Annotated in this window: 17 protein-coding genes; 8 read left to right on the top strand and 9 right to left on the bottom strand. The window is 59.4% G+C overall.

All coding sequences use genetic code 11. The features are described 5' to 3' along the window. Positions 1 to 151 precede the first annotated feature (151 nt). The 5 genes from IPM54_18890 (at position 152) to IPM54_18870 (ending at position 9,917) form a co-directional block, all read left to right on the top strand. Positions 152 to 2,113: a sulfatase-like hydrolase/transferase gene (locus IPM54_18890; GenBank protein MBK9261856.1), complete on the top strand. Its 1,962-nt coding sequence runs from the start codon at positions 152 to 154 to the stop codon at positions 2,111 to 2,113. Beyond that, on the top strand, positions 2,110 to 4,071 hold the full coding sequence (locus IPM54_18885) for a sulfatase-like hydrolase/transferase (protein ID MBK9261855.1): 1,962 nt from the start codon (positions 2,110 to 2,112) through the stop codon (positions 4,069 to 4,071). Before IPM54_18890 ends, IPM54_18885 begins: the two co-directional genes overlap by 4 nt. Positions 4,072 to 4,083: 12 nt before the next feature. Further along, entirely contained in the window at positions 4,084 to 5,211 is a 1,128-nt protein-coding gene (locus tag IPM54_18880) for a formimidoylglutamate deiminase (GenBank protein MBK9261854.1), read from the top strand. A gap of 133 nt (positions 5,212 to 5,344) precedes the next feature. Next, positions 5,345 to 6,265: a zinc metalloprotease gene (locus IPM54_18875; GenBank protein ID MBK9261853.1), complete on the top strand. Its 921-nt coding sequence runs from the start codon at positions 5,345 to 5,347 to the stop codon at positions 6,263 to 6,265. A 250-nt stretch (positions 6,266 to 6,515) separates the two neighbouring features. After that, positions 6,516 to 9,917, top strand: a complete 3,402-nt coding sequence (locus tag IPM54_18870) for a serine/threonine protein kinase (GenBank protein ID MBK9261852.1) — start codon at positions 6,516 to 6,518, stop codon at positions 9,915 to 9,917. 28 nt (positions 9,918 to 9,945) lie between these two features. On the opposite strand, the gene IPM54_18865 is transcribed toward IPM54_18870, so the two are convergent. The 6 genes from IPM54_18865 to IPM54_18840 form a co-directional block, all read right to left on the bottom strand. Further along, positions 9,946 to 10,596, bottom strand: coding sequence for a TIGR02646 family protein (locus tag IPM54_18865; protein ID MBK9261851.1), 651 nt, complete (start codon positions 10,594 to 10,596; stop codon positions 9,946 to 9,948). A gap of 4 nt (positions 10,597 to 10,600) precedes the next feature. Continuing rightward, complete coding sequence (locus IPM54_18860; protein MBK9261850.1) at positions 10,601 to 12,214, bottom strand: AAA family ATPase; 1,614 nt, start codon at positions 12,212 to 12,214, stop codon at positions 10,601 to 10,603. 199 nt (positions 12,215 to 12,413) lie between these two features. Next, positions 12,414 to 13,187: a hypothetical protein gene (locus tag IPM54_18855; GenBank protein MBK9261849.1), complete on the bottom strand. Its 774-nt coding sequence runs from the start codon at positions 13,185 to 13,187 to the stop codon at positions 12,414 to 12,416. Positions 13,188 to 13,643: 456 nt separating this feature from the next. Further along, positions 13,644 to 15,527, bottom strand: coding sequence for a DUF262 domain-containing protein (locus IPM54_18850; protein MBK9261848.1), 1,884 nt, complete (start codon positions 15,525 to 15,527; stop codon positions 13,644 to 13,646). A 63-nt stretch (positions 15,528 to 15,590) separates the two neighbouring features. Then, entirely contained in the window at positions 15,591 to 17,681 is a 2,091-nt protein-coding gene (locus IPM54_18845) for a tetratricopeptide repeat protein (protein ID MBK9261847.1), read from the bottom strand. 145 nt (positions 17,682 to 17,826) lie between these two features. Then, positions 17,827 to 18,633: an SDR family oxidoreductase gene (locus IPM54_18840; protein MBK9261846.1), complete on the bottom strand. Its 807-nt coding sequence runs from the start codon at positions 18,631 to 18,633 to the stop codon at positions 17,827 to 17,829. 95 nt (positions 18,634 to 18,728) lie between these two features. On the opposite strand from IPM54_18840, the gene IPM54_18835 reads away from it, so the two are divergent. The 3 genes from IPM54_18835 to IPM54_18825 are packed head-to-tail and all read left to right on the top strand — an operon-like array spanning position 18,729 to position 22,406. After that, positions 18,729 to 19,478, top strand: coding sequence for a ribonuclease HI (locus IPM54_18835; GenBank protein MBK9261845.1), 750 nt, complete (start codon positions 18,729 to 18,731; stop codon positions 19,476 to 19,478). Between the two features lie 15 nt (positions 19,479 to 19,493). Next, on the top strand, positions 19,494 to 21,056 hold the full coding sequence (locus IPM54_18830) for a 2,3-bisphosphoglycerate-independent phosphoglycerate mutase (protein ID MBK9261844.1): 1,563 nt from the start codon (positions 19,494 to 19,496) through the stop codon (positions 21,054 to 21,056). 12 nt (positions 21,057 to 21,068) lie between these two features. Next, positions 21,069 to 22,406 carry a serine/threonine protein kinase gene (locus IPM54_18825; protein MBK9261843.1) on the top strand — a complete coding sequence of 446 codons (1,338 nt, stop codon included), beginning with the start codon at positions 21,069 to 21,071 and terminating at the stop codon, positions 22,404 to 22,406. Positions 22,407 to 22,578: 172 nt separating this feature from the next. On the opposite strand, the gene IPM54_18820 is transcribed toward IPM54_18825, so the two are convergent. The 3 genes from IPM54_18820 to IPM54_18810 form a co-directional block, all read right to left on the bottom strand. Next, positions 22,579 to 22,929, bottom strand: coding sequence for a YkgJ family cysteine cluster protein (locus IPM54_18820; protein MBK9261842.1), 351 nt, complete (start codon positions 22,927 to 22,929; stop codon positions 22,579 to 22,581). Positions 22,930 to 22,947: 18 nt separating this feature from the next. After that, positions 22,948 to 23,922 (bottom strand): hypothetical protein, encoded by a 975-nt coding sequence (locus IPM54_18815; GenBank protein ID MBK9261841.1) that lies wholly within the window; start codon positions 23,920 to 23,922, stop codon positions 22,948 to 22,950. A gap of 172 nt (positions 23,923 to 24,094) precedes the next feature. Then, positions 24,095 to 25,168, bottom strand: coding sequence for a hypothetical protein (locus IPM54_18810; GenBank protein ID MBK9261840.1), 1,074 nt, complete (start codon positions 25,166 to 25,168; stop codon positions 24,095 to 24,097). Positions 25,169 to 25,314 lie beyond the last annotated feature (146 nt).

The raw sequence follows: 25,314 nt of genomic DNA, 5'->3' as shown, positions 1-25,314 counted from the left end.
TCCTGGCCGAGTGTAGAACGAAAGGCCATAAGGGCTCGTCGTAGGCGCGGTGAGCGAGACGACGACTGTGCGTCGATGTTCGCGTTGCCATCATCGGCATGTCACCGATTCGTCGACTGCCCGCAACATAAGCTAGGATTCCAACGCTGGCGTGTCTGCGACAAACTACCCTCTCGATACCGGCGCAACGAGCGCCAAGGCGACTGCCCCCGCGAGCTCCCGAGCGAAGGTGCAGCGCCTTCGTCATTTTTCGCGTCTGCGGAAAAGTTTTTCCTGGGCCGTGCTGCTCGCACCACCGGTGCTCGTTCTGGCCGTGGACGTGGCCATTCGCGGCAGCAGGCTGATCGACCTGCGCGGCAAGTACATCGGCAGCTACCTCGGAGCGCTCGTCGAAAGCACCTTGCTTTGGGGGCTGCTTTTGTTCGCGTCGGCCGCACGTCGTGGACTGCTTCGCTGGATCGCTGCCGTGCTCTTCGTGGCGCTCGCGACGATCACCGTCGGCTGCCAAATCTACTTTCAGCGCGTTTATTCGACCTACGTGAACCTCGACGCGCTGCTCTTCGCAACGACGTTCTCGGAAAGCCTCTTCGGTCACTTGCGCGCCGACGGCTTGAACCTACTCACCGCCGTCGGCCCGCCCCTCGTCTGCGCCATCGCGCTCGTCTGGATCGCGCGTCTCGTCGTGCGTCCCAAGCGGACGGCCAAGAGCCGTTTCGCGCAATTCCTCGCGCCCTTCGCCATCCTCGCCGGGCTCACGATCCCTTGTTCGTACCGAACGGTGCAAGCATCGACACCCGACGTGATCTACCTGCACGCGATGGGTGGCGTCGTGAAACAAATCACGGGCATCACGCCTCCCGCGCACGTTCGTCCGGGCCTACGTACGCCGCCCGCGCTTGCGGCGGTCGTGCCCCAATCGAGTGGTGCGAAGGTTGATCGACCGAACGTGCTTTTCATCATCACGGAGAGCGTTCGCGCGGATGCGCATTGCAGCGCGCCCGTAGCGGATTGTGCGATTTCACCTGCGACGAACGCGGCGGTTCCCCATCGCATGCCGCTGCTTCAGATGCGCTCGAATGCCTCGACGACCGCGATCTCGCTCGCCGTGCTCTGGTCGGGTTTGCCTCCGACCGCGTCACGTCACGACCTGCACGCGTCGCCGCTGCTCTTCGACTACGCGCATGCCGCTGGTTACGACACGGCGTACTGGACGAGCCATCACATGATGTTCGCCAACTCGAGGCTCTACGTGCAGGACTTGCCGACGTCGCATCAGACGGGAGCGACGGATCTCGATCCGCTCGCAGACATGGACCTCGGCGCGCGTGACGATCTGCTCACGGAGCGGATCCGGCAGGACTTTGCGTCGATGCGCGAGCCGTTTTTCGCCGTCGCGCATTACGGCAACACGCACATTCCGTACCTCGTCGACAAGGCCGACGCGCCCTTTCAACCCGCAGCGGACAGCAAAGCGCCCGAGGACAACGAGGCGTACCGCAACTACTTCCTGAATGCGGTCCACCTACAGGACAAGACGATCGGCGACATGATCCGGTTCGTCCGATCTCAATCCTTTGGAGCACGAACGATCATCATTTTCACGTCCGACCACGGCGAGGCGTTTCGTGAACACGGCCAACTCGGACACACGAGCTCGATCCTCGAAGAAGAAATCCACGTCCCTGGATGGATCGATGCGCCCGAAGGAACGCTGACGGACAGCGAACGAAAAGCACTCGAGTCGCATCGTTCGTCGCTCGTGTTCCACGTCGATATCGCCCCGACGATCCTCGACATGCTGGGCCTCGAGGACGAACCGAGCTTTGCCGACCATTACGCGCCGATGGTGGGACGAAGTTTGCTGCGACCGATCGAGCGAACGGAGCCGATTGCGCTGACGAACTGCGCTGGGGTGTGGGGCTGCGCGTTTCGCAATTGGGGCATGATGAGTGGCAGTCGAAAATTGGAGGCGCGCGAGTGGGACACGGCGTGGCACTGCTATGACGTGCTCGATGATCCGCGTGAACAAAACGATCTCGGCCCGAGGGCGTGTGGCGATCTCGCCTCGCGCGCCGAAGCGCTGCATGGTGGACTTCCAGGTTTCGCTCGATGAGTGATGATGTCGAGGCGACGGACGACGCTGCACGTGTCGTCGTGGGAACGTCGAACGCTCGGCGAAATGCGTTGCGGCGTCGTCGAAGGCTCGTTGGGTTCGTCGTGCTGCTGGGCCCCTTCTTGTGGGTGCTTGCGACGGACTTCTTTCGGCGCAGCGGGCACATCCTGCGCTTCGATCGCTTGCACGCGTACGGCTACGCGGCGGGGCTCGGCGAGAGCCTGCTCTTTTGGATGATTCTGCTTTATGCCGCCTCGCGACGACGCGGCTTCGCCAGCGATGTCGCGGGCGTGCTGTTCGTCGCGCTCTTCACGTTGAGCGTGGGCGTTCAAGGCGCGTTTCACCGCATGTGGAACACGTACTTGTCGCTCGATGCGCAGATTTATTCGAGGTTCGTGCTGGAAGCGATGTTCGGCGCGGTGCCTCTCGGGCAGCCGTATGTCCTTGCCGAGATTGCGCTCGCGTTTGTCGTGGCCGTGACGCTGCTTCTCTTGGCGCGCGCGTTCGTGAGGCCTCGCCGAATTCCGCGACGCATCGTGCCGGTGTTTGTCGTGCCCGCACTAGCTGCCGTCGCGATGGTGCCCGTGAGCTACCGCGTGTGGCAGTCGACGCCGCCGGACATGATTTACTTTCACGGCATCGCGGGCATGATCAAAGAGAATGCGAACTTCACGAATGCCGCGCCGGATTTGCGTGTTCGCCGACGAACTCCAGAACCCGTCCCGCCATTGACGGCCAAGCCTGCGCGACGCCGTAATGTTCTTTTGATCCTTCAAGAGAGTCAGCGCGCGGATGTCACGTGTGTCGCGTACGATCCCGATTGCGCGGAGGCGACGCCGTTCTCCAACAAGGCAGTGCCGAATCGAATGCCGCTTTTGGAAATGCATTCGCTCGATTCGACGACGGCCGTTTCGCTGTCGAATATTCTGTCGGGCCTGTTGCCCACCGAGCCGCGAGAGTTATTGCACAATGCGCCGCTCATGTGGGAATACGCCAAAGCAGCGGGATGGGACACGGCGTATTGGACGAGCCAGAATCTGATGTTCGGCAATTCGCGGCTCTACATGCAGGACATTCCGGCGCGGCATTTCGCCATCGGCACGCACCTCGATTCGATGGCGGATCTCGATGCGGGTGCATACGACCGGCTCGTGACGGATCGAGTCATCCGTGATTGGGACAAACTCGAAGAGCCATTTTTCGCGGTCGTTCATTATTCGAATGTTCACTTCCCGCACGTCTACGATCCGGAGCATGCGCCGTTTCAGCCGGCGAGCTTCGATCTGAAGCCCAACAACAACGCGCAGTGGCTGAATTACTACAAAGATGTCGTGTACTTGTCCGACATGGCGGTGGGCCGATTGCTCGAACACGTGCGAGCGACGGAGACGGGCCAGCGCACGGTCATCGTGTACACGTCGGATCACGGTGAGGGATTTCGTGATCATGGGCAGCTTGGGCACACGACTTCGCTGTACGAGGAAGAGATTCGAGTGCCCACATGGATCGACGCGCCGAAAGACACGCTTTCTCCAGAAGAAGAAGCGAACATTCGCAGTGCGGAGAACGAATATGTTTACCACATCGATCTCGGGACGACGCTGCTCGATTTGATGGGCGTTTGGGACGACCCTGCAATGGTACCGTTTCGTCGCCGGATGGTGGGTCACCCGCTCACGCGCCCCGAACGCACGCTTCAGGCCGTGCCTCTTGCGAATTGCACGGGCGTTTGGGATGGCCAGTTTCGCAATTGGGGCATGATGCAGGGGCCGCTGAAGGTGGTCGCGCGTGAATGGGACGGCGAGTTTCACTGTTTCGATTTGCGTTACGATCCAGAGGAAACGAACGACCTCGGGGAACCGGCGTGTGGGGCGCTGCCGCTCCTTGCGCGTTCGCTTTTTCACGTGATGCCCAACGTAAAGCCGCCGCAGAATCCGAAGTTCAACTGGGGTGATTGAGAAAGAAGGTGGCTGGTGAGCGACAAACTCGAATTGCCAGCGCTTGCAACGGCACATTCGCATGCATTCCAGCGGGCCATGCGCGGTGATGCCCAGCGCGGCTCCGGCGCGACGAACGACGACTTTTGGTCGTGGCGCACGGCCATGTACACGCTCGCCGATTCGCTCGACCCGCAATCCATTTACGACATCTCGCGCGTTGCCTATCGCGAGCTGTACCGAGCGGGCGTACGCACCGTCGGCGAGTTTCACTATGTGCATCATCAGCCCGGAGGCAATCCCTACGACGATCGCACGGTGATGGCGGATCAGGTGATTCGCGCGGCGCGGGCGGAAAAGCTGCGCATAGGTCTGTTTCGCGTCGTGTATGCGCGTGCGGGCGCAGGGCGCAGCCCAGAAGGCGCGCAGCGGAGGTTTTGCGATCCAAACCTCGACGATGCGCTCGCGGACATCGAGACGCTGGCGACGACGTGGGCATCGGATTCGAGCGTGCGTATTGGCGTCGCGGCGCATAGCGTGCGAGCCGTACCGCCTTCGTACTGGCGCCCAATCGCCGAGTTTGCGGCTGCGAGGGGGATGGTCTTTCATGCGCACGTAGCCGAGCAGCCGGCGGAAATTCAGGCATGTCTCGGCGAAACGGGACGGCGTCCCGTCGAGCTTCTAGCGGACCATGGAGCGCTTGGTCCAAAGTTTGTCGCGGTACATGCAACGCACCTCGAGCTGCATGAAGCGTCCCTTTTGGGTCAGGCGAATGCGATGGCGTGCTTGTGTCCAACGACCGAACGCGACTTGGGGGATGGTTTGCCCAATGTCACGGCGCTTCGAGACGCAGGGGTGCGCCTTTGTGCAGGTGTCGACAGCCATGTGATGACCGACCCGCTCGAGGACCTGCGTGCGATCGATCTGGGCGAGCGTTTGCGCACGGGCAAGCGCCTCGTGGTTCGAGCGGACAAACGCACGCCTGCCGAGGAGCTACTGCACATGGGTACCGTGCTCGGGGCCGAGGCATGTGGTTTTTCCGATCCGGGCGGGTTCGTCGAAGTCGATCTCGATGCCCCCGAGCTTGCTCTGGTGCGCAAGGACCAATTGCTCGACGCAATCATTTACAGCGGGAGCACTAGAATATTCCGTCAGCATTGATGGATATCGGTGCACGAATACGACTCGTGCGGTAGCGTGATTACATTTTAATCATTTTTCGCTTGAATTGCAGAAGCATGGCGAATACTCTGCGGTGGTCACTTTTCCTACAGGAAATCAAAAGGAGAGCCGCATGCGCAAGCTTCAGCATTGGGTAGTTCTCGGGGGCCTTTTTGCCGCAGCGTCGGCATTGGGCGTTGGCTGCAGCGTCGATTCGACGGAGGTCGGCGAGGGCCTGGACGTGGGCGCCGAACCCGAGGCTGCGGCGCCGGTCGTGCGCACCTGCGGCACCAAGGACCTGACGGACGACGAGTTTGCAAAGGTCGAAGCCGAATTCGAGGCGCTCGCTCCTTGGAAAGACAATTTCAACGCCGGTGGAGGTGCCGTCATCAACACGTACTTCCACGTCATCAACAAGGGCACGGGCGTCTCCAATGGCGACATCACGACGCAGATGATCAACGATCAGATGAACGTGCTCAATGCGGCTTATGCGGGCACGGGATTCTCGTTCAACCTCGTGTCGGTCGATCGCACGACGAATGCGACGTGGTACACGGCTGCCTATGGATCGAGCGCCGAATCGCAAATCAAGAATGCATTGCGTCAGGGCAGCGCGGATGATTTGAACATCTACACGTGGAATCCTGGCGGCGGATTGCTCGGTTGGGCAACGTTCCCGAATAGCTACAATTCGCAGCCCAAGATGGACGGCGTCGTTCTCTTGTATTCGTCGCTGCCCGGTGGTTCGGCCGCTCCTTACAACGAGGGTGACACCGGCACGCACGAAGTTGGCCACTGGATGGGCCTGTATCACACGTTCCAGGGAGGTTGTTCCAAGAGCGGCGATGGCGTGAGCGACACGCCCGCGGAAAAGTCGGCCGCTTACGGGTGTCCCACGGGTCGCAATTCGTGCACGGGAAGCAAGTGGCCCGGCAGCGACCCGATCACCAACTTCATGGACTACACGGACGATTACTGCATGTTCCAGTTCACGGCGGGTCAAACCAGCCGCATGCAGTCGTGGTGGAGCACGTATCGCTCCGGCAAGTGACGTTTGCCCCGGAGACCGGCGTAAAACCCGGTCTCCTCCCTCCCCCCGCGGCGCATCCGCTTGCGCCGACAACAACGTAATCGTGTAGCTTCATACGCTCGAGCACACCCAAGGCTTGGGTGGCCCACAGCGTGGTTCGCCATTTCAGCCTCAACGGAACCACCTGCGGACGTCTCGGCAGGAAAACGGCACTATTTTTGTTGTAAAATTGGCGGAATGAACGCCTAACTTTCGGGGGTTCATTCGAACAATGTCATACGACAGCGATACCGTTCCCGCCGAAAGCTCCTCGACGCACACCGGATCGCTCGACACGCCGCCAAACGTCGAAATTGTCGCGCGAGATCGGTACGCCATCGGCGACGAAATCGCACAAGGCGGCATTGGTCGCATTCTGCGTGCCAGCGACAAACGCCTCGAACGGCAGGTCGCCCTCAAAGAGCTGCTCGATCCGAGCCCCGAGCACGAGGCTCGCTTTCTCCGCGAAGCTTTGGTCACGGCCAAGCTTCAGCACCCGGCCATCGTTCCGGTCTACGACGTAGGACGATTTCCCGACGGCGAAATTTTTTATGCAATGAAGCTCGTGTCCGGCCGATCGCTCGGCGAGGTCGTCGACGAAGCCCGCACGCTCGACAAACGTCTGGCGCTTTTGCCGCACGTCATTGCGGTGGCCGAAGCCATTGCGTACGCGCACAGCGAGCATATCGTGCACCGCGACCTAAAGCCGGCCAATGTGCTGATTGGTCCGTTTGGCGAAACCGTGGTCATTGATTGGGGCATTGCCAAGGATTTGCGTGAAATCGAGGCGGTCAAAGCCGCAACGACGTCGCCGGTACATTCCGACAAGGCCCCTGACAGCACGAGCTCGCTGACCATGGCGGGCGCCGTATTGGGCACGCCCGGGTACATGCCGCCCGAGCAAGCGGCGGGTGATCCCGTGGACGAGCGTGCCGACGTGTATGCGCTCGGGGCCATTCTTTATCATGTGCTCGCCGGCGTGGCCCCGTACGAGGGGAAAAACGCCATGGAGGTGCTGGCCAAGGTCCTGACCGAGCCGCCTTTGCCGCTTTCTGCGCGTGAGCGTGGCGTGCCGCGTGATTTGCTCGCAATCGTCAGCAAAGCGATGGCGCGGGATCCTGCCGAGCGATATCCGACGGCAAATGAATTCGCGCACGACTTGCGCCGTTTTCAAACGGGGCAGATCGTCGGAGCGTACAATTATTCTCGCCGCGAACGTGCATTCAAGTTCGTTCAGCGACACCGCGGCGTCGTCGCCGCTGCCCTCTTTGGCCTCGCCATTACGAGCGTGGTGGGTTTCACGAGTTTGTCACGTGTGCTCGCAGCGCGCCGGGTCGCCGAAGTGGAACGGGACCGGGCGAACGAAGAACGAGCGCGTGCGCAGCAAAAGCAATCGGAGGCCGAAGCTGCGCAATGGGAGACGATGCAACAATCGGACGAGCTCATGCTCATCCAGGCGCGCGCCGCCGCTCGGCACGACCCCAACGAAGCGATTGCATGGCTGTCGACTCTTTGTGGAGCATTCAATCGCTGGGGCGAAGCGCGGCTCATTGCCGCCGATGCCCAGGCATATGGCATTGCGAAGGTTTTACGCGGTCATACCGGGCCACTCAATACGGCCGAATATTCTCCCGACGGGAGCATGATTGCGACGTGCAGTGACGATCGTACGGTTCGCACCTGGAGCGCAGAAACCGGCGAGCTTTTGCGCACGTTCTCGGGGCATACGGACGAGGTGTGGCGTACCGTTTTCACACGTGATGGCAAGCGGCTCATGTCGGGAAGCAAGGACGGCACCGTCCGCATTTGGGATATCGATACTGGTAAAACCGTACACGTCGTGCGGACCACCGGCCAGGCGCTTTATTGGAACCAATATCTCGGCGACGAGAATCACATCGCGCTATTGAGCTGTGCAAGCAAACGCATAGAGATACACGATCTGACCACAGGCAGCGTCGATCGATTGCCTGGCGAAGTGGATTGTCCCGGCATGTTCACCGTATCGGCCGATTACAAATACGTCGCATATACGGCCGACGGCACCCTTCGCGTGATGAACCTCGAAACCCGTCAGCATCGCGATTTCCAAAATGAGCGTGGACGCTGCAGCTTTGCATTCATAAGTCCGGATAGTAAATATGTGGCATGTGCCGGAACGGGACTGTACACGTCGCTTTGGGATATCAATGGAAAGCAACTCGAATACCATCCGCCCGATATCCGGCCCGACTACGGCACCGCTGCTTTCTCGAAAGACAGCAAATACTTCGCATTCGGCGTGGGCCATGCCCTGCATGTCCGCAACCTCGAACGAGAATCCACACGCGTATTCCACGATCATCGCGGGACAATCTTCACGCTTTGGCCCTCGGACGATGGCCAATGGATCGCGACCGCAAGCCACGATCGAACCGTCGTCGTCCGCAATCTCGAAACGGAAATCGCTCGAACGCATTACGGTTTTCTAGATTCGACCTATTTCGTAGCCTTTTCGCCCAATAGGCAAGAGGCGGTCGCCACGAGCTGGGACCATACCGCGCGAGTTTTTCCCATCGTCGCGTCGCGGGACCGCATCTTGTCGCGTGATTCCGCTCCTCTGGTTGTGGCACGTTTTGCCGCTCGAGGAGACGCAGTGATGTCGATCGCGCAAAATGGAAACTTGCGTATCGAGCCCATGGATCCAAAGCTTGGTAAAACCACGACGACGGTCCTCGACGGCGAGCGATTTACGATGTCGTTCGATGGCACAATGGTCGCTCATGCCGACAAAAATGGTACGATATTCGTTCGTTCGCTCGACGACTCGTCGAACGTTCGCGAATTTGCAGCGCACGACGGTCCCGTGGCGTGGCTTCGCTTTTCACCCAAGGGTGATCGGCTGGTGTCCGTCGGCGCAGACGATACCGTGCGGCTTTGGGATGTAGCGTCTGGGCAAGGTCAGCTCATTTTCACGGCCAAGCAAGGCGTAAAGTCATTCGCAATCTCGCCCGACGCATCGAACGTAGCGATTGGAGACAGGCAGGGCGGCCTTCAGGTGATCTCGGTGAACGGCGGCCCAGAACGTTCGCTCGTGGGCCACGTCGGCGACGTCAATGTCGTGTTGTTTCTGCCCGACGGAAAGCGCCTCGTTTCCGGCGGAAAAGACCATACCGTGCGCATTTGGGACCTTGCTACGGGGAAAGCTCGCACCATCGATGCAAGCGGGGTAGGCATCATCAACGTCATTGCATCGAGCGACGGGAAAACCTTGTATTCGCTTGGAAGCGAACCAGCGATCCGCAGGTGGGAAGTCGAAACGGGCAAAGCTTTACCCATTTTGCGCGGACACGATGCCATGGTGCTGAACATCGCGCTTTCACCTGACAACACGCGACTCTTGTCCGGCGACGTCGATGGCAGCCTACGTTTATGGGATCTCGCCTCCGGACAAAGCCGGTCGCTCGAGGGGCACAAGGGCGTGATCAGAGCGTTCGTTTTTTCCCCCAAAGGCGACAAACTCGTTTCCGCCGGCACGGACGGCACGGTGCGCATTTGGTACGACGATTTGCCCCACGATGGAGATGGATTGCGCGCGTGGATGTCACACGTGATCCCCTCACACATGAAGACGCCCATCATGGGGGGTCACTGATTCAATCGACGCTCTGCGCGGCCTCGCGTCAGGTGGCTCGTTTGCGCCTACGAAGTTGCTTTTCGAGCCAGTATATTGCAACCTGACAATACTCGCGAAACATGCCCTGCTTGTCGCGTTGTTCCCACTTTTTGAGCTCTTGCTCGAAAACCTCGGGAGGCCAGTGCCCCCCTCCAGGAACACATTTTTCGAGGCGGGTGCGCAGCGCATCCAGAATGGCTCGGCGACGCCTCTTCAGGTATTCGTTGTTCAAGTTGAGTGTTTCGTCGAGATCCGCGTGGATTGCGGGATCCATCGAGCCAATATGGCCGTCCGCTCCGTATTGAATGAGTCGTTCGCACCGCTGCGTCCGGTCGGCCGGATTGACCTTGATGGGCTTGTTTCCTTGGGCCGTATCGCAATGTTTGACGGCGTGACGCTCACGATCACCGCCAAGACACGCTCCCATTACATTGCCCCAATCCATCGTCCGGCCTTTACTCGAGCTTTGCGGATCCCAGTGCGCAATTTTCATATTGCGCAGATTGATTCGCTGCATGCAAAAACAACAGAGATTCCCCTGTTCACGCAGCAACGCGTTCCGAGCTTCGTCAAGCTCCTTGTAGTCCTTGTAAGCGCCGCTTTTTTGTGCGTGCCTCCGCCAGCTCAACGGAGCTTCTTCCTTCTCGATCGTTCGCATGGAATCAAGCCTCGTCATCCATGAATGACATGAGCGTTCGAATGCGAACCACCATATGATCGTCGTCGCCCACGATTGACGCGAGCTTTTCCAAAGCTGCTTTCGCGTCATCGAGTCGCTCTTCTTCGACGAGCTGAGAAGTCGTGCGGATCAGGTCGTCGATGTCTTTGGGGCGTTCGGGCACCCCCATTACCTCGCCAAGAATGGAATTGGCGTCCCGACCATATGTGTGTGGCCTCGTCTGCAGCAACTCGAAGTTCTCGAGAATGAAGATATTGCCTCTTTGCGATTGACCGAGCACTTGCGGCGAATGTGTCGTGACGATGAATTGCACGGCCGGAAAAGCTCGCTGTAAATCTCCTATCACACGTCGTTGCCATGCCGGGTGAAGGTGCTGATCCACTTCGTCGATGAGTACGATGCCAGGCGTCTTGCGAACAGCATCTACGCCTAGGTGTGGATTGAGGTTTGCCGCGCGATATGCCATATCAGCGACCATGCCCAACACATTTTTCTGACCATCGCTCAACTGATCAAACCCAAGCGCGAGTCCGGTTGACCTCGAACGCGCGGCAAGATCGTCGAGACGTGCATCGTAACGCACGAGGTCAAAGCCATCCAAGCACTCTGCAATTGCCTCTTTGCTTGCGGTGAGCACTGGCGGCGTGATTCCCTCTTGTAAAGCAAGCAGCTCGATACGGCGAAACCATGCGCGTGTACCTGAAAGATTCGTCAATGGGTTCAGGCAATCCCGATAAGCTGCAAAACGAGAGGTCTCGCCGATGCTCGTCGAGCGCTCTGGCTTGGAGCCGAACGAACGACGAGACCCGTAGTATGCGACCAACGGCAACGTCACGTCGAAGCCGCCTTGTACAAACCAGCTAATCAGATCGATATAATCAAATGGCGCAATGAATCGCCCAGAACCGACGCCAAGCCCGTCCCCAAATCGCTCAATCACAGCCCCCGGCTGAATGCGCTCCCCACATAGCCGCATCTCCACATCGACTCTCGTGGGCAGTTGTCGCTCGAATTGAGTGATTCCGCCTTTGTCCACTCGTGCCATGCGCACGTCTTCAGGCCGGGCCGCCGCAAAGGAATCCCCAAACTGCGGATGAAATGCATGCAACCCGTTGTGCAACCCCAGCGCGAGCGCATCTAGAATCGTTGTTTTTCCCGTTCCATTTTGGCCAATCAAGATATTGAAATCGGGCTGAAACGAGATGCGTAGATGACCGAACCCACGGAAATTCTCGAGCACCAAGCTGTGCACCAGACTGGCAGCGTCATCGTGCCGCGGCTCCCGGCGCCAAGACGTCACCGGCTCACAGCCAAAGCCGCTCGGCAAAGCCGATTTTCCTTGTCGCGCCAGCGCCCAGATTGATCGAGGTACGAGCCAAAGATCGAGATGAATTGCTGCGTGCTTGAGGAGCCGAGGAGTTGTTGCCCCCTCGTCCATCACTGCAACGAGATACCGATGCGCTAGAACGTCTTCCGTGTCTGCTGGTTTAGCAGGTGTTTCATGGATTTCGGCCGCGTCAGCGCACGCACGAAACAACCAGTCGATCAGAATGTCCGGTGGTACTGTCTTCGCATCCAATGTGCCACAGCTATACACGGACTACGCGTAGACGGCAACTTCTCGTCGATGGCCGGCCACGAACAACTGCTACGTGCGGCTCGACTCGGCCTTACGTTCGCGATGTGCATGTCCTGATTGACGTACTGGACAAGGAATCTGCGGAAATGGGAGCCATCATAGGACCGAGATCGAGATGATTCACATCCATGTCTCGACGACTGCCGTTACCAAGGTGCTATTCGGTCGTAGTGGCTTGCTCGGATGCATTCCGTCGACGCGTGGCACGAGCGGCCGCCTGAGCCTTCATTTTCGCCAGCGTATCCAAAAGCGGCGCGAGCAATGTTTTTCCCTCTTGAACTCGAACCGTGTCGGAACGCTTCGCTCGACTGGCTACATATCGTCGCAATCGCACGAAAAGCTCGACCCATTCGGCCTCCGCATCCCGCCCCGCATTCACGCTCGACTGCTTGTCCATATGCGCAGCCTCGACATCCTTGAATGCCGCATCACTTTCGTTTAGTGCTGTTTCCCACCGGTCCAGCCAAACCGTCGGCAATTCGATTGCTTGAATCGTCGCCGCATGCTCGTCTGAGCGGAGCGTCATGAGTGCCTTGCGGCAAATTCGATTTTCATCCGCAACGGGGTCATCGACATGCGCAAGACCATCCGGAAATGCCGCCTCGTGCAATGCCGCAGCCTCCGCAACATGAGGGCCCAACTTGCGCCCCGCCTCGATGCCGACGTAGCTCTCGATATGCCGATACCAAGTATCCACAGCAACATCCGCCGCGGCGAGACGTGCCAATCGTGCCGCACGCTTCGCGTCGGCAACCATGCTTGCCGTCACATGGGTCGCAAGTGCCCCCGTAATGTCCGTCAGCTCCGGGATGTACGCATCCAGCGCAGGCTCCGCTGGCCCCTGCACCGCACGAGCCTGCAAATTGGCGAGGACGCCCGCTGCGATCTCACGCTTCTCCACGCGAGAGATGTTGTTCAAATTGACAGCCATATCACCTCCAGACGGTGTTCTGAACGCAATCGTACATCATCCACCACACCCATCCAAGCATTATTCATCCCAGATTCGTATCGCAACGCGTTACAAAATGTATAGAAGGGCGAGGAGAACGTTCCTTGCTGCGTCAACGCCTGGCGTGGAGGGCAAGGTAAACGTTCCCTGTGGCTTTAGCGTATGTTGCGAAGGGCGAAGGAAACGTTTCCTCGGATGCACACGTATATCGCGAAGCACTCGGGGAACGTTCCTATGCGTCGACATCACGCACGGGAAGGCGGAAATAGCGGATTCCGAAGGCAATCGTCACAGGCGTGGGGCACGGTGGAAACGTTTCCGGCGCTCGACTGCAGATGCGCGAAAGCTGCGGGGAAGGTTTTCAATGGTTCGAGCGCGTGGCGTGAAGGATGTCGGACCTGGTGGCCACTGCAAAAACGCATGAGCTGATGCTCTCTATCCTATCGCTTCCTCGTCCTCGTCCGCCTCGTCCACTGCTTCGTCGGCCAGGTTCGAGGGGGGATCGACTTTCCAGCGCTCGCACGCCCATGCACTCATTTCGCCCCGCCGATGGAGAATCGCTTGCTCGTTCCAATCTTTATGCTGGGCGAGCACGCGTTCCATGACGAGATCGGCAGTCGCATAACAAGGTGGATCCATCTGACCATGCGTGCCCTTTTTATTGGGAAATGACTTGTTACGATAACTGCCATTGTTGATCGTCAAGCAAAGATTGCCGAGGTCGTGCATGTACGTCTTGCGCTGTTCTGCGGTGAACTTCGTTTGCCAATATGGGTCGCTCGGCGTTTGCGGCAAAATATGCTCGACCGAATCTTCCCGTTTGCGGTTTTGAACTTTCGCCCATTCGACGACCCGCACCTTGTTTTTATGCGCGAGATGCTCCTCGTATTCATACAGAAAATACTTGAGTGCCGACCATTTATTGTACCAATCGCCAATGCTGGCCATGTTGTCTTTGAATTCCTGGTCGGAGCAGTAAAGCAACGCGCCCCCGCGAATCGAGTCCGATACCTCCGACCGCCCCTTGGAGCTCGTGAACAGTTCGTGCGCAAGTGAGAACAGCCAGCTTTGACCCGCGTTTGCTCTTTTTTCGAGCAATCCGTAGACTCGGAAGGCGAATACCTCGGCGAGACGTACAATTTCGAGATAATCAACGGCTTCATTGGCTGTCGAGAAACGCGAACGGGCTGCCATGAGCAATGGGACGAAGGACGCCATGTTCCCAAGACGACGCAGCTTCTCGCTCGCAGATTGAATGTCCGCACATTCCTTGGGTTTCGTGCGATATGAGGTGAATGAATTCGATCGCGACGGCATCATGATATCGCAGAACGCAAGCGACCCGTCACGTAGCGTCGTCGCGTATCGAATGATGGCCGCGATGAGCGCCTTGTGATTCCCTTGGTACGCCCTGAGCCCCAGCTTATCCTTGACCGACTTGCTTTGATTCCACTCCTTCGCCCGGGGGTTGTATGCCATTAACCAATGGGCGCGCAGGAGCTGATCTTCGGCGTCGGAGAGGCCCGCGGACATGAGATTTTTGAAAATGGTGGCCCAGGCTTCATTGATCGTGTCTCGAAGATTTGGACTCGGAATGTCGAGCTTCGTCGTCAGGTACAGTAGATAATTTTTGACCTTTTCTAACTCTGCAAGCTGCTTTCCGCGATTGTTCATCGTCTCGAAAACGACTCCAACGTCCGCCGCATCGTCGACGACATAGAGAACGAGCCTCAACTGTTGTGTAATTTTGCTCCGAAGCTCGAGCAGCCAATCTCTAAAATGCACGCCAAGCGCGACGCGTTTTTCCGACAGATGCCGCTCGAATCGAGCTCGTGCGTCACGCAATCGCTCGTGAGAGTAAATGGCCGGCCCGTCGGGACTTGGATTGTCTGCAAGGACATTGCGAATAAAATATCCATGACAATCCGAATTCAAGACGAGCTTGTGCATCGGCTGCCCGTCAATCCCCGTTGTGTGGATGTATGTCCGCCGAATGCCTTCAGCGAGTTTTGTAAGACCTTGCGAATTCAATTCACGACGTATGACATCGAGGAGGACGACGATGGTCGTCATCCGCTGTTGACCATCGACGATATCGTGGCAACGATAACTCCGCCCCTCATCGTCGACGCGAGGTGGCTCGTTAAGGGCATGGAGCACGAGCGTGCCTGTATAGTGATGCTTGCCTACTCCAAGCAATTCGAGGTCTTCGAGGAACTCCGTCAGATGTTCCTCTTTCCAGGCATAACCGCGCTGATAATCCGGAACTCGTAGCAATCGTTCCGTAAATACCTGTTCAACAGACAGAACATGATTCATGACGCTCTCCTCCCATGGCATCGCTCGCAACATGGTTATCGTGGCGCGCGAACGAACGCCTTTTCAATCGACGCTCTCTTTGGGCCCTTCGTTGTACGACCGCGGTCGATACTTGGGATCCACCCCGCCGTGCTTTTCGCCGTTATCGAGCGTATCGATGCCGAGGTACGCAATCCACGTTCCCGGATGCTCGGCCGCAATCTCGCGAAGCTCGTCCGCGTGATCGAAAAGCTTCTTTTCGTCGTACAAACATTGCAGAGCCAGCGCAATCAAACCCGGCTCGTTCGGACCAAGGGCAAACCCACTCGCGTAGAGCGGCCACGCCTCGTCCGCTCGATGCATCCGGCAAAGCGTATCGCCCGTGTAAATGTGCGCCATGGGCCATTTGGGCGCAAGCTCCAGCGCTATGCGGCTTTCGTGAAGGCGCGTTTCCATATCCGCACGAGCGCCTTTCATGACGGAGTAATTGAGGTGCGCTTTGGCCGATTGCGGAACGGCATCTTTCGTCGCTTCCCAGAACGTCAGGTCGGATCGATAGTCCCGCGCATGCATGTACGCCTTGGTGCATTGAAACGCGAAAAAACCACCGAGTAGCGCCGGAACGAGCATCCCGAGCTTGCCTTTGTTTTTCAATGCTTCGTGAAGCGCAACGAATGCAAATGCCAACACCATCGACGTGCCAATGACAGGGAAATACCAAAATCGTTCGGCACGCACCGTCGGCAATACGACGGGAATGTTGGAATGAGGGAAATAGCTGACGACGAGCCATACGAGGCCCAAGGAAACGAGCGCCAAACCAGCTCGACCGAGCGGCCTTGGGCCGTGATGACCAGCGTCCGGATCGACGACCGCACGCCCTGATTCAGCGAACAAACCGAATGAGAGAGCGAGCAGCGGTACGGCAATGATCGCCCAGGAAAAACCTCGTATCGTCAAAAAGATCCCGCGCGGCCGCAGAAGGAATACCTCGATGGCGACGAGCAGCGGGGCCAATGCAAATAGAAACGACGCGACGACGGCCATACGCATTCTGGCTTTGCCAGCGGGTTTCCACCCGAGCAGCGCGGCGTCCGTCCGCGCTTTCGACTCGCGTCGCATTGCCGAAATCCACGCCCAAACCCCAACGAGAATGGGCCCTACCATGAAGAATGCACCGAGCACGCTTTCCACGAAAATGGGGTGCTCGGGGGCAGGCTCTTGCGGAAACGAATAGTCACCGCTCAACGTTTTGGGAAAAACGACTTGCCCCAAACCTCGCAAATAAACGCGCAGTGCACCCGCGACACGAAGCGGCGTCTCGACATTGGCAAGCGGATTGTTGAGCGGATCGCGAGGTAATGGAGCTTGGTGAAACCACAAGAGAAATGCCCTTGCAGCGCGCGTCAGAGCCGATGCCTGTTCCGGCAATGGTTCGAGCAATTCTTCCGGCGTTGGCGACAAGAACCATCGGCGTCGCAGCTCGACGTAAAGCACGAACGCCGCCACGGAGCCCACCGCGGCAGCGCACGTACGAAGCACGCGTTGCGGCCTTTCGGGGTGCAAAAGAGGCGCCGTGACGAGCGCTGCAAAGGGCACGAGCGGAACGCAAACGATGGCGCTCTCTTTGCTGAATAATCCAAACAAAAGAGCGAAAAATACGCCAATGGGCATGGCCCAACCTGGCAAGACGAGCGCATAGAGGGCGAAAAGCGCGCCCATGCCACCGAAAACATCGGCGATGCCAACGATGCCGCTCACGGCTTCCGTTAGGACGGCACTACAAACGAAAATGGCTCCGGCTAGGTAACTCGTGCCGCGCCGACGTGTCGCGTGAAAAACGAACATCGACAGCATTGCGCCATTGATGGCATGAAAAACGACATTGTAAAAATGGTGAAAAAACGGCTGTTTCGATATGATCCAAAGCGCTCGCCAAAGAAAGTTGGGCAAGGGTCGATAAGATCCGACGCTACGATCCGCAGGCAGGCCCCAAAAGTCGCGATGGATGGCATCGATGAACTTCAAGCCCCCCGTCGCATTGACGTAAGGGTTGGCAAGCAGCGCCTCCTGCTCGTCGAAAATGTAGTTTGTCGTGGGATATCGCGTGAACAGGATCATGCTGAGCACGATGAAGGGCGCGAGTACCCAGAAAAACCCTGGGTCGTATCCCATGACATAATCACGCGCCCATTCAGCTGCCCCGCGCAGACGACTCTTCACCGCCTGCAAAAAGGGCGTGCGAGCTTGTACAGGCGGCTGCGATGCGGCGGGAACTTCGCCGCTCGGCGGGGGCGGAGGCGTCTCGTGCTGCGTCACGCTACGGTTCGGGAATGGGCCAGATGTCACCCCAGAGCGAGCCTGCTCCGTCGATGGGAACGATGGCACCGGTGATGAAATCATTCATGTCGCTGGCGAGAAATACGACGACGCGAGCGACTTCTTCCACGGTGCCCCACCGCTTGAGTGGAATGGCCTTGCGAGCGGTTTCGAGCAATTCGTCGCCGTATTGGCTGGTGCCGGATGATTTGATGGTCCCCGGTGCAACGGCATTGACGCGAATGCCGTGTTGCGCCCACTCGACCGCGAGCGTGCGGGTGATGTTTTCGACGCCCGCGCGCGCAGCGCCCGTGTGCACCATTCCGGGAAAACCGCGAAAAACCTGAGCGGTGATGTTGACGATGCGCCCGCGCTTCTGAGGAATCATCGCCGCATTCGCAACTTCACGCGTCATGTAAAACGTGCCGTTCAAGTTGTTGCGAATGACCGCCTCGAACCCTTTCGGCGGTATGTGCTCGGCGGGGCTCGGAAACTGCCCACCCGCGTTGTTCACGAGGATATCGATGCGGCCGAATCGAGCACGCACGGCGCGCACGAAGGCTTCGATCTGAAGCACATCGCGAATGTCGCACGGCGCTCCGAAGAGACGCTCGTCGGACAAACCCGCGTCGCGAAGCGTCGTCAACGCGGCTTCGATTTTGTCCGCCTTGCGCCCGCAAATCGCAACGCTCGCGCCAAGCTGCCCGAGCTCACGCGCGACCTCGAGACCGATACCACTGCCACCTCCAGTGACGATGGCGACCTGCCCCTTGAAGAGATCGGGGGCGAAGAAGGAACGGGGGTTCACATGCGGCGTTTACAACGAAGGCGGGCTCCTGTCACGGGGGAAGCTCGCGCTACGCGGGGGGTGGCTTCTGCAAACGTTCGTGGCAAGGTGCGCCCGTGCCCTGGGTACGCGCATTGTTACGAGGTCAAAAGGTGTTTGCTCGAGCCGACGAAGCGGGAAGGCTCGTTGCAGACGGGGGCCGTGTCGAAGTTCGGTACAAACCGAACGACGGGCGGAAATACGGAGCTCGGGAGGACAACCTGAGCGTCATCGCGGGCGAGGTCTTGCCCGACGACGCATGTGGACCGGCCGAAACCGTTGAAAAAAAGGAAACGTCGGCGAAGACGACGAAGGCCGGAGGGGCTGCGTCGACGTCGGAAGAAAGAAAAGCAGCGGCGAAAGCAGCGCACGAAAACGCTCCACCACCACCCGCTGGGCAAGTGATCGCGTACGCCGATGGCGCTTGCACGGGCAATCCTGGCCCCGCAGGGCTCGGCGTCATGATCGTCGATGGGCCGAGGCGGATCGAGCTGAGCGAGTACCTTGGCGAAGGAACGAACAACATCGCCGAGCTCACGGCGATCTTGCGGGCCGTGGGTGAAGTTCCCGCCGAGACGCCGATGACTGTCTACACCGACAGTCAATACGCCATCGGCGTGCTCCAAAAAGGCTGGAAAGCAAAGGCAAATCAGGAGCTCGTGGCGAGCGTGAAACGAGCTCTCTCCGAACGCAAAAAGACGAAGCTCGTGTACGTTCCTGGGCATTCTGGTGTTTCGGGAAATGAACGCGCCGACGAGCTGGCCCGAGAAGCCATACGCTCGCGGCGCAAGACTCGCCGCGAGACGGGCGGTGAAGCGAGCGCGTAGGGAGAAGGGCAAGACATGGACGCACCGCGAAAAACAGGCCCCGTGGTTTTGTGCTTGCTCGATGGAGTAGGTGATCGGGACGAGGCGGAAGGCAACGCGGTTCGTCTCGCGAAAACGCCGCACCTCGATGGTCTCGCGCAACGGTTTGCTCGGACGAACCTTTCCGCAAGCGGCGAAGCCGTGGGGTTTGCAGCGGACAAACCGGGCACGGGGGCGCTCGGGTGCGAAGCGATTGGTACGGGTCGAGTGCCTCGTCCGGCTTCAGCGGAGATCGATCGGGTCATCGCGAGCAAGAAGTTCGGCGAGAACAAGATCATCGAACGGGCGATGTGGATCGCGGCCGATCGGAAGTGTCGCCTGCACTTGTTCATGCCGCTCTCGGATGCGAGCGCTCATGCGTCGATGAGCCACCTGCACACGCTCTTGCGTGTGTGCGAGGCGAACGATGCGCGCGTGTGTGTGCACGTGTTTCTGGAAGAGCGGCCGAGTGCTCCGAAGAGCGCGACGCGGCTGCTCGATTCGCTGCTGTTTTCACTCGAGGAACGCGGCACGATCGGCACCATCTCGGGAGCATCGTTCGCGATGGATCGCAGCGGTGATTGGGAAGCGACGAAGCGCGTCTACGAGGCGATCGTGCGCGGGTCCGTGGACACGAAAGAGACAGTGCACGATGCGCTGCGCGCGGCGTACGACAAGAAGCGCACCGATGGGACGATCGAGCCGGTACGCATCGGGGACTACGAGGGCATGAAGGGCGACTACATGGCGGACTTCACTGCCGACAAACTGGTCTGGCAGTGGATCGGCGAAGAAGCGGGCATGTTCCTGTTTCACCGGCCAGACCGCGCGCGTCAGCTCGCGTCGATGTTCGTCCGTCAGAACATCCCGGAGGACGTCGTCGAGTTCCTGACGGAGCGGGGCAAACCCGTACGAGCTTTCGACGAATTTGGACTGCTCTCGCTGACCGAAATCGACCCTGCACTCGAGCATGTGCTGGCGGCATTTCCGCGCCAGCCGATGAGCGGCACGCTCGGTGAAGCGACGAGCGGTGCGAGTTTGTCCGGGCTGCGTATCGCAACGGCCGATCGTGCGATGCACGTGTCGCGCTTCTTCGATGGAGGCGTGCGTTCGAACGACGCGGTGACGATCGTGGCAGAGGGTGAACAAGCTGCGGCAGCGGAGCGAGCGCTCCGTGAAGGGACGCATGCGTTTGTCGTGGTGAACTTTGGTGCGGCGGATCGTGCTGCGCGTCGAGGTGATCTTGGCGCAGCGATCGAGGCGATCGAAGCGATCGACGCGGCGATCGGGACGATTGCGAGCGCTGCGGAAGCGGCTGGTGGCGTGCTCTTCGTCGTCGGCACGCATGGGGCAGCGGAAGAGATGATCGACGCCGAGGGCAAACCTCGAGGTTTACACACGACAAACCCGACGCCGTTTTTCTATGCAAACCCATCCGACACAGGCGCGTCGCTCGTGTCCGGCGGACAGCTTGCAGACGTGGCTCCGACGGTGCTCGACGTGCTTGGAATTGCCAAACCCGAGGCCATGACGGGGCGGTCGCTACGCTCGGCGCGATAAGGGGAGCTCCTTGTGCCGGCGCACGTGGGACCTTATCGAATTCGGGAGCGATTGGCAGAAGGTAGCATTGCGTCGCTTCATCGTGCCGAACATGAGCGGCTGGGGCGCATCGTTCTTTTAAAAACATTGAAAACGAGCCTTGCAGAAGGCTCGCCGCTCGCAGCCACGCTTGGCCGTGAAGCGAAGATACTGAGCCGCTTGGCGCATGTTTCCATTCCGCGCCTGCTCGACGTGTCGTCCGATTCCGATCCGACATGGGTGGCGCTCGAATATGTCGATGGCCCGTCGCTCGCTGCCATTCTCCAGCAGTCCCGGAGGCTCGAAGTGCCGACTGCCGTCGCCATTGCGCTCGAAGTTGCGCATGGACTCGGTCATGCGCACGCGCGACGCATCGTGCATCGAAATGTGGAGCCGCGCGGAATCGTGATTTCGCCGGACGGACGCGTCGTTCTTTTGGATTTTGAAGCGGCCGAAGAATTGGGGGGTTCCGCGGAGCGTTTCGAGCGCACCGAAGTGATTCATGGGCATCGATACATGTCCCCCGAGCGGATCATGGGGGAGCCCGCGACGCCGCAATCGGATGTTTTTTCTTTGGGTGTCGTCCTGTATGAAATGCTTTGCGGACAGGGGCCATGGGATGATGGAAAACCGTCGCCCACCGAGCTTTCGCGCCGAATTCGCAGCGAGGAGCCGTCGCCATTTTCAGCTCACGGGGTAAAAATTCCCGAAGTGCTTTCGCACGCTGTTTTTCGTTGTCTTGCCAAACGCCCCGAGGAACGCTTCGACGACGGCGAAGCATTGGCGACGGCGCTCGACGAAGCACTCGATGCATTATCGAATTCACCATTGCCGGTTCTCGTGACGCGAGCGCTCGCGCAGGCAAATCTTGGGGAGATGCTGGTCGAGGACAAGGTCCGGCGGCATCGAAAAAAAGCGGCGTCCCGATTGGCACTACGCCCGTTGGCATGGCAGCTCGGAGGGCTCTTTTTGCTCGTCATCGTAGGAGCCGTGGCCATCGAGGTCGCTTCTGGCGGTGGGGAGATTTCACGTATTGCCGAAGAAAACATGCATGAATCGGAGCGGGGATTTTTACGCGTATTGGCGCGACCGTGGGCAGAAGTGGTCGTGGATGGCCGCACGGTGGACGTGACGCCAATGGCCAAGCCGATCGTCGTTTCTGCGGGGCGTCATTACGTGACGTTCAAGCATCCGAATGCGCCCGACGAAAAACGCGAAATTATGGTTGCACCAGGACAAACTGTGTTGGTGGATGTGACGATGCGTGTCGAGCGTCGCGCGCCCGCGGCAAACGTGGATGCAGGTGTGGACGCAGCCCCTTCCTCGCCGTGAATCCGGGCCAGAATTTGCACGCTCGCTTCGCGCGCGTGGGACGCGCGCCGCGCGAGGCTTGGTTAACGTTGGGGGGCCGAGGCTCGCCTCCCGGTGCTTTTGCTTCGCAAAAGCACGGCGAGGCTCGGCCCCCCAAACCCCCGATTTTGCTTTGTTCAAATTGAACGGCGCTTTACTTGCGACTGCGCAAGAGCGCCTCGAGCGCGAGCAGGGGTCGTTCGCGTTTGTCAATCAATTCTCCAGCGCAAGCGCCCGACCCGCGTTCGAGCGACCGACAAACGTCTGGCCGCATCGGGTAGATGCGACAAACGAAGCGGCCGCTCGATTCGATGGCCAATGCAGCGCAGTGTCCTTCGTGAATTTGCATGAAGCAGCGATTGCCGATGAAATGCGTGAAGGACTTCGCTTCGTCGTCCATGCGATCGTAATCGACGCCGAAGACGCGGATGTATTCGGGCAGAGTGGAGAAGCAGCACGTCCCGCAGAGCAGGCAATCGGTGGGGATGGGGACGCTACGCGGCATGGAGGGTCGAGGTTGGAATTACGGGCAGGGCGTCGGGCAGGCTCCGCCGCAATCGATGCCGCCCTCGTCGGCGTTTTGCACAGCATCGGTGCAGGTCGGGGGAATGCACACACCGGCTTTGCACACACCGCTTTGACAATCGTTCGGCGTGACGCATCCTTCGTTGTCGGCGCATTTGTTGCAATCGGCACCGCCGCAGTCGAAGCCGGTTTCGTTGCCGTTTTTGAAGGCATCGGAGCAGCTTGGTGCCGCGCACATGCCATTCGTGCACACGCTGCTCGCGCATTGCGTGAAATTCGTGCATTTTAGCCCGTCCGCGCACGGCAAGCAGCCGACAGCACCGCAATCGACGTCACTTTCGCCGGGATCTTGAATGGTATTGGTGCATTTCATGTTGACGCACGTATTCATTTGGCACACGAACGAGCCCGTGCAGCTTTGAACGCCGTCGAGGCACGTCACGCAGGCGCCGGTTCCGTCACAAATACCCTGAGCACCGGTGGGCTGCGTGCAGAGAGTTCCTTGCGCGACGGGTTCATGGGAAAGCACGCCATTGGTGCAGACGTCGGTGGTGCATTCTTTGGCGTCGTCGTAAACGTCGTCTGCCGCGACCTCGGCAATGTTGAACGAGCTGTCGCATTGCCGTTCGAGGCAATCGCCATAGAGCTGCGACGGCAATGGAGTACCGGGGGCTTGCAATCCTTTGCGGCCGCATTTGCCATCGGAGCATTCGGGTTCGCCGCAAAAGTCCGCCGTGCCGTGATTCGTGCAATCGGCGGCCGTCGTGCACTCTGGCGGCATGCCGCTGCTGGAGCTGGACCCGCCGCCGGCGCCGCCTCCGCCCGAACCACCGGCGCCACCGTCGCCGCTGCTGCTGCCGGAAGACGAACTGGTTGGCGGAGTCGTGACCTCAGGGGGATCACTGCATCCCACGAAATGCGCGGCAACGACACCGAAGCATGCAACAAAGAACCAAGCCCGTTCGATTTTCATGACAAGGATTCCTCCCGTACCGCGACAGGCGCGGTGAGTTGTTCACTCGCGTTCATTCGACCGTGGGTATCGCGCAGTTTTCGATGCAGCGCCCCACATTGACAATCATCGGAGAGTCAGGCGTTTTCACGTGAGATGACGGCGCTTCTGACGCAGGAGCGCACCGGCTCGATTACTGGCAAGGCGCACAGGAGCCACCACAATCGACATTCGTCTCGCTGCCGTTTTGCGTCAAATCAAAGCAGGTCGGCTCTTGACACGCTCCCTTGAAACACACGCCGCTTTCGCAATCGGTGGGGAACAGGCACTTGAAGAACGCGGGGCATTTCTTGGGGGGCATTTCCGAGGCACATGCGCCTCCACAATCGCGATCCGTTTCGTCGTTGTTGAGCTTGCCATCGGAACACGAGGGGGCCAGACACTTGCTCACCAACGTGTCGCAAACGCCCTCGCAATCGTCGGAGGTGTTGCACCCCTCGCCTTCACCGCAAGGCTGGCACTCGGGCCCACCGCAATCGGTACCGGTCTCTGGGCCAGGCAGGCCACCGCCCATGCCGCCCGCGCCGCCCATACCGCCCGCGCCGCCCATGCCGCCCATGCCGCCCGCGCCGCCCGCGCCGCCCGCGCCGCCCATGCCATTCAGCAGCCCGTCGCCGCAGCTTACCGGGACGCACCGGCCATTCTGGCACGTTTCAGTCATCCCGCATTCGGACTCCTGCGTGCATTCGACGCATTTGAAATTATTGCATGTACCTGCAGGATTGCCCCACGGAGTCTCACACGTGACGCCGTCATTGGCCATGGCCTTGTCGTAGTCTTTTCCGCAGGCGCTCGTGTAACACGGGTTTGCCCATACGTACTTGTCTTTCGTCTCGTCACCACTGACATCCGTGAAGTCACCGGCCCCATCGCACACTCGATCCAAGCAATCGCCATAGAGTTGCGAGGCCGACTTGGTGCCATTCGCAGCGAAATCCCATTTGCAAGTGCCCATTTCGCACGCGATCGCAGTCTTGCATGCATTGCCAATGCAATCCTCGACCATTTTGCAGTCACCGCCGCTGCTGCTCGACGAGGTCGTCATGCCGCCAGAACCGGTGCTCGAACCACCCATGCCACCCGTACCGCCGCCACCTGGGCCGGTCGGGTCGAGGGAGTACGTATCGAATTCGACACACGCCATGGGCGCGGCAACGGCGGCAGCAAGCGCAAGCGGAACGATCAAGAGCCAAGAAGTTCGCTTCATCGAAAGCTTCTCCCTACCCTGCTCGGCGCATCACAGCGCACGGAGGGCTTGTCCGGGCATGAACCGTTGAAACCGTATCCCAACGAAAGACACGACAGCCACGAGTGGCCGCCGTACTCTGAGCTTGCCCGGGCAGTTCGTCGGAA

The organism is Polyangiaceae bacterium, from assembly GCA_016715885.1.
Lineage (GTDB): Bacteria > Myxococcota_A > Polyangia > Polyangiales > Polyangiaceae > Polyangium.
The sequence above is the reverse complement of the archived record's forward strand: the minus strand, read 5'-3'. Positions and strand labels throughout refer to the sequence as shown.

What these genes read in the sequence shown, in the direction of transcription:
- IPM54_18875 (MBK9261853.1), top strand. Translation starts at nt 5,345, where the DNA reads ATGCGCAAGCTTCAGCATTGGGTAGTTCTCGGGGGCCTTTTTGCCGCA.
- IPM54_18830 (MBK9261844.1), top strand. Translation starts at nt 19,494, where the DNA reads ATGGACGCACCGCGAAAAACAGGCCCCGTGGTTTTGTGCTTGCTCGAT.
- IPM54_18855 (MBK9261849.1), bottom strand. Translation starts at nt 13,187, where the DNA reads ATGGCTGTCAATTTGAACAACATCTCTCGCGTGGAGAAGCGTGAGATC.
- IPM54_18815 (MBK9261841.1), bottom strand. Translation starts at nt 23,922, where the DNA reads ATGAAAATCGAACGGGCTTGGTTCTTTGTTGCATGCTTCGGTGTCGTT.
- IPM54_18810 (MBK9261840.1), bottom strand. Translation starts at nt 25,168, where the DNA reads ATGAAGCGAACTTCTTGGCTCTTGATCGTTCCGCTTGCGCTTGCTGCC.
- IPM54_18845 (MBK9261847.1), bottom strand. Translation starts at nt 17,681, where the DNA reads ATGGGATACGACCCAGGGTTTTTCTGGGTACTCGCGCCCTTCATCGTG.
- IPM54_18820 (MBK9261842.1), bottom strand. Translation starts at nt 22,929, where the DNA reads ATGCCGCGTAGCGTCCCCATCCCCACCGATTGCCTGCTCTGCGGGACG.
- IPM54_18865 (MBK9261851.1), bottom strand. Translation starts at nt 10,596, where the DNA reads ATGCGAACGATCGAGAAGGAAGAAGCTCCGTTGAGCTGGCGGAGGCAC.
- IPM54_18870 (MBK9261852.1), top strand. Translation starts at nt 6,516, where the DNA reads ATGTCATACGACAGCGATACCGTTCCCGCCGAAAGCTCCTCGACGCAC.
- IPM54_18885 (MBK9261855.1), top strand. Translation starts at nt 2,110, where the DNA reads ATGAGTGATGATGTCGAGGCGACGGACGACGCTGCACGTGTCGTCGTG.
- IPM54_18850 (MBK9261848.1), bottom strand. Translation starts at nt 15,527, where the DNA reads ATGAATCATGTTCTGTCTGTTGAACAGGTATTTACGGAACGATTGCTA.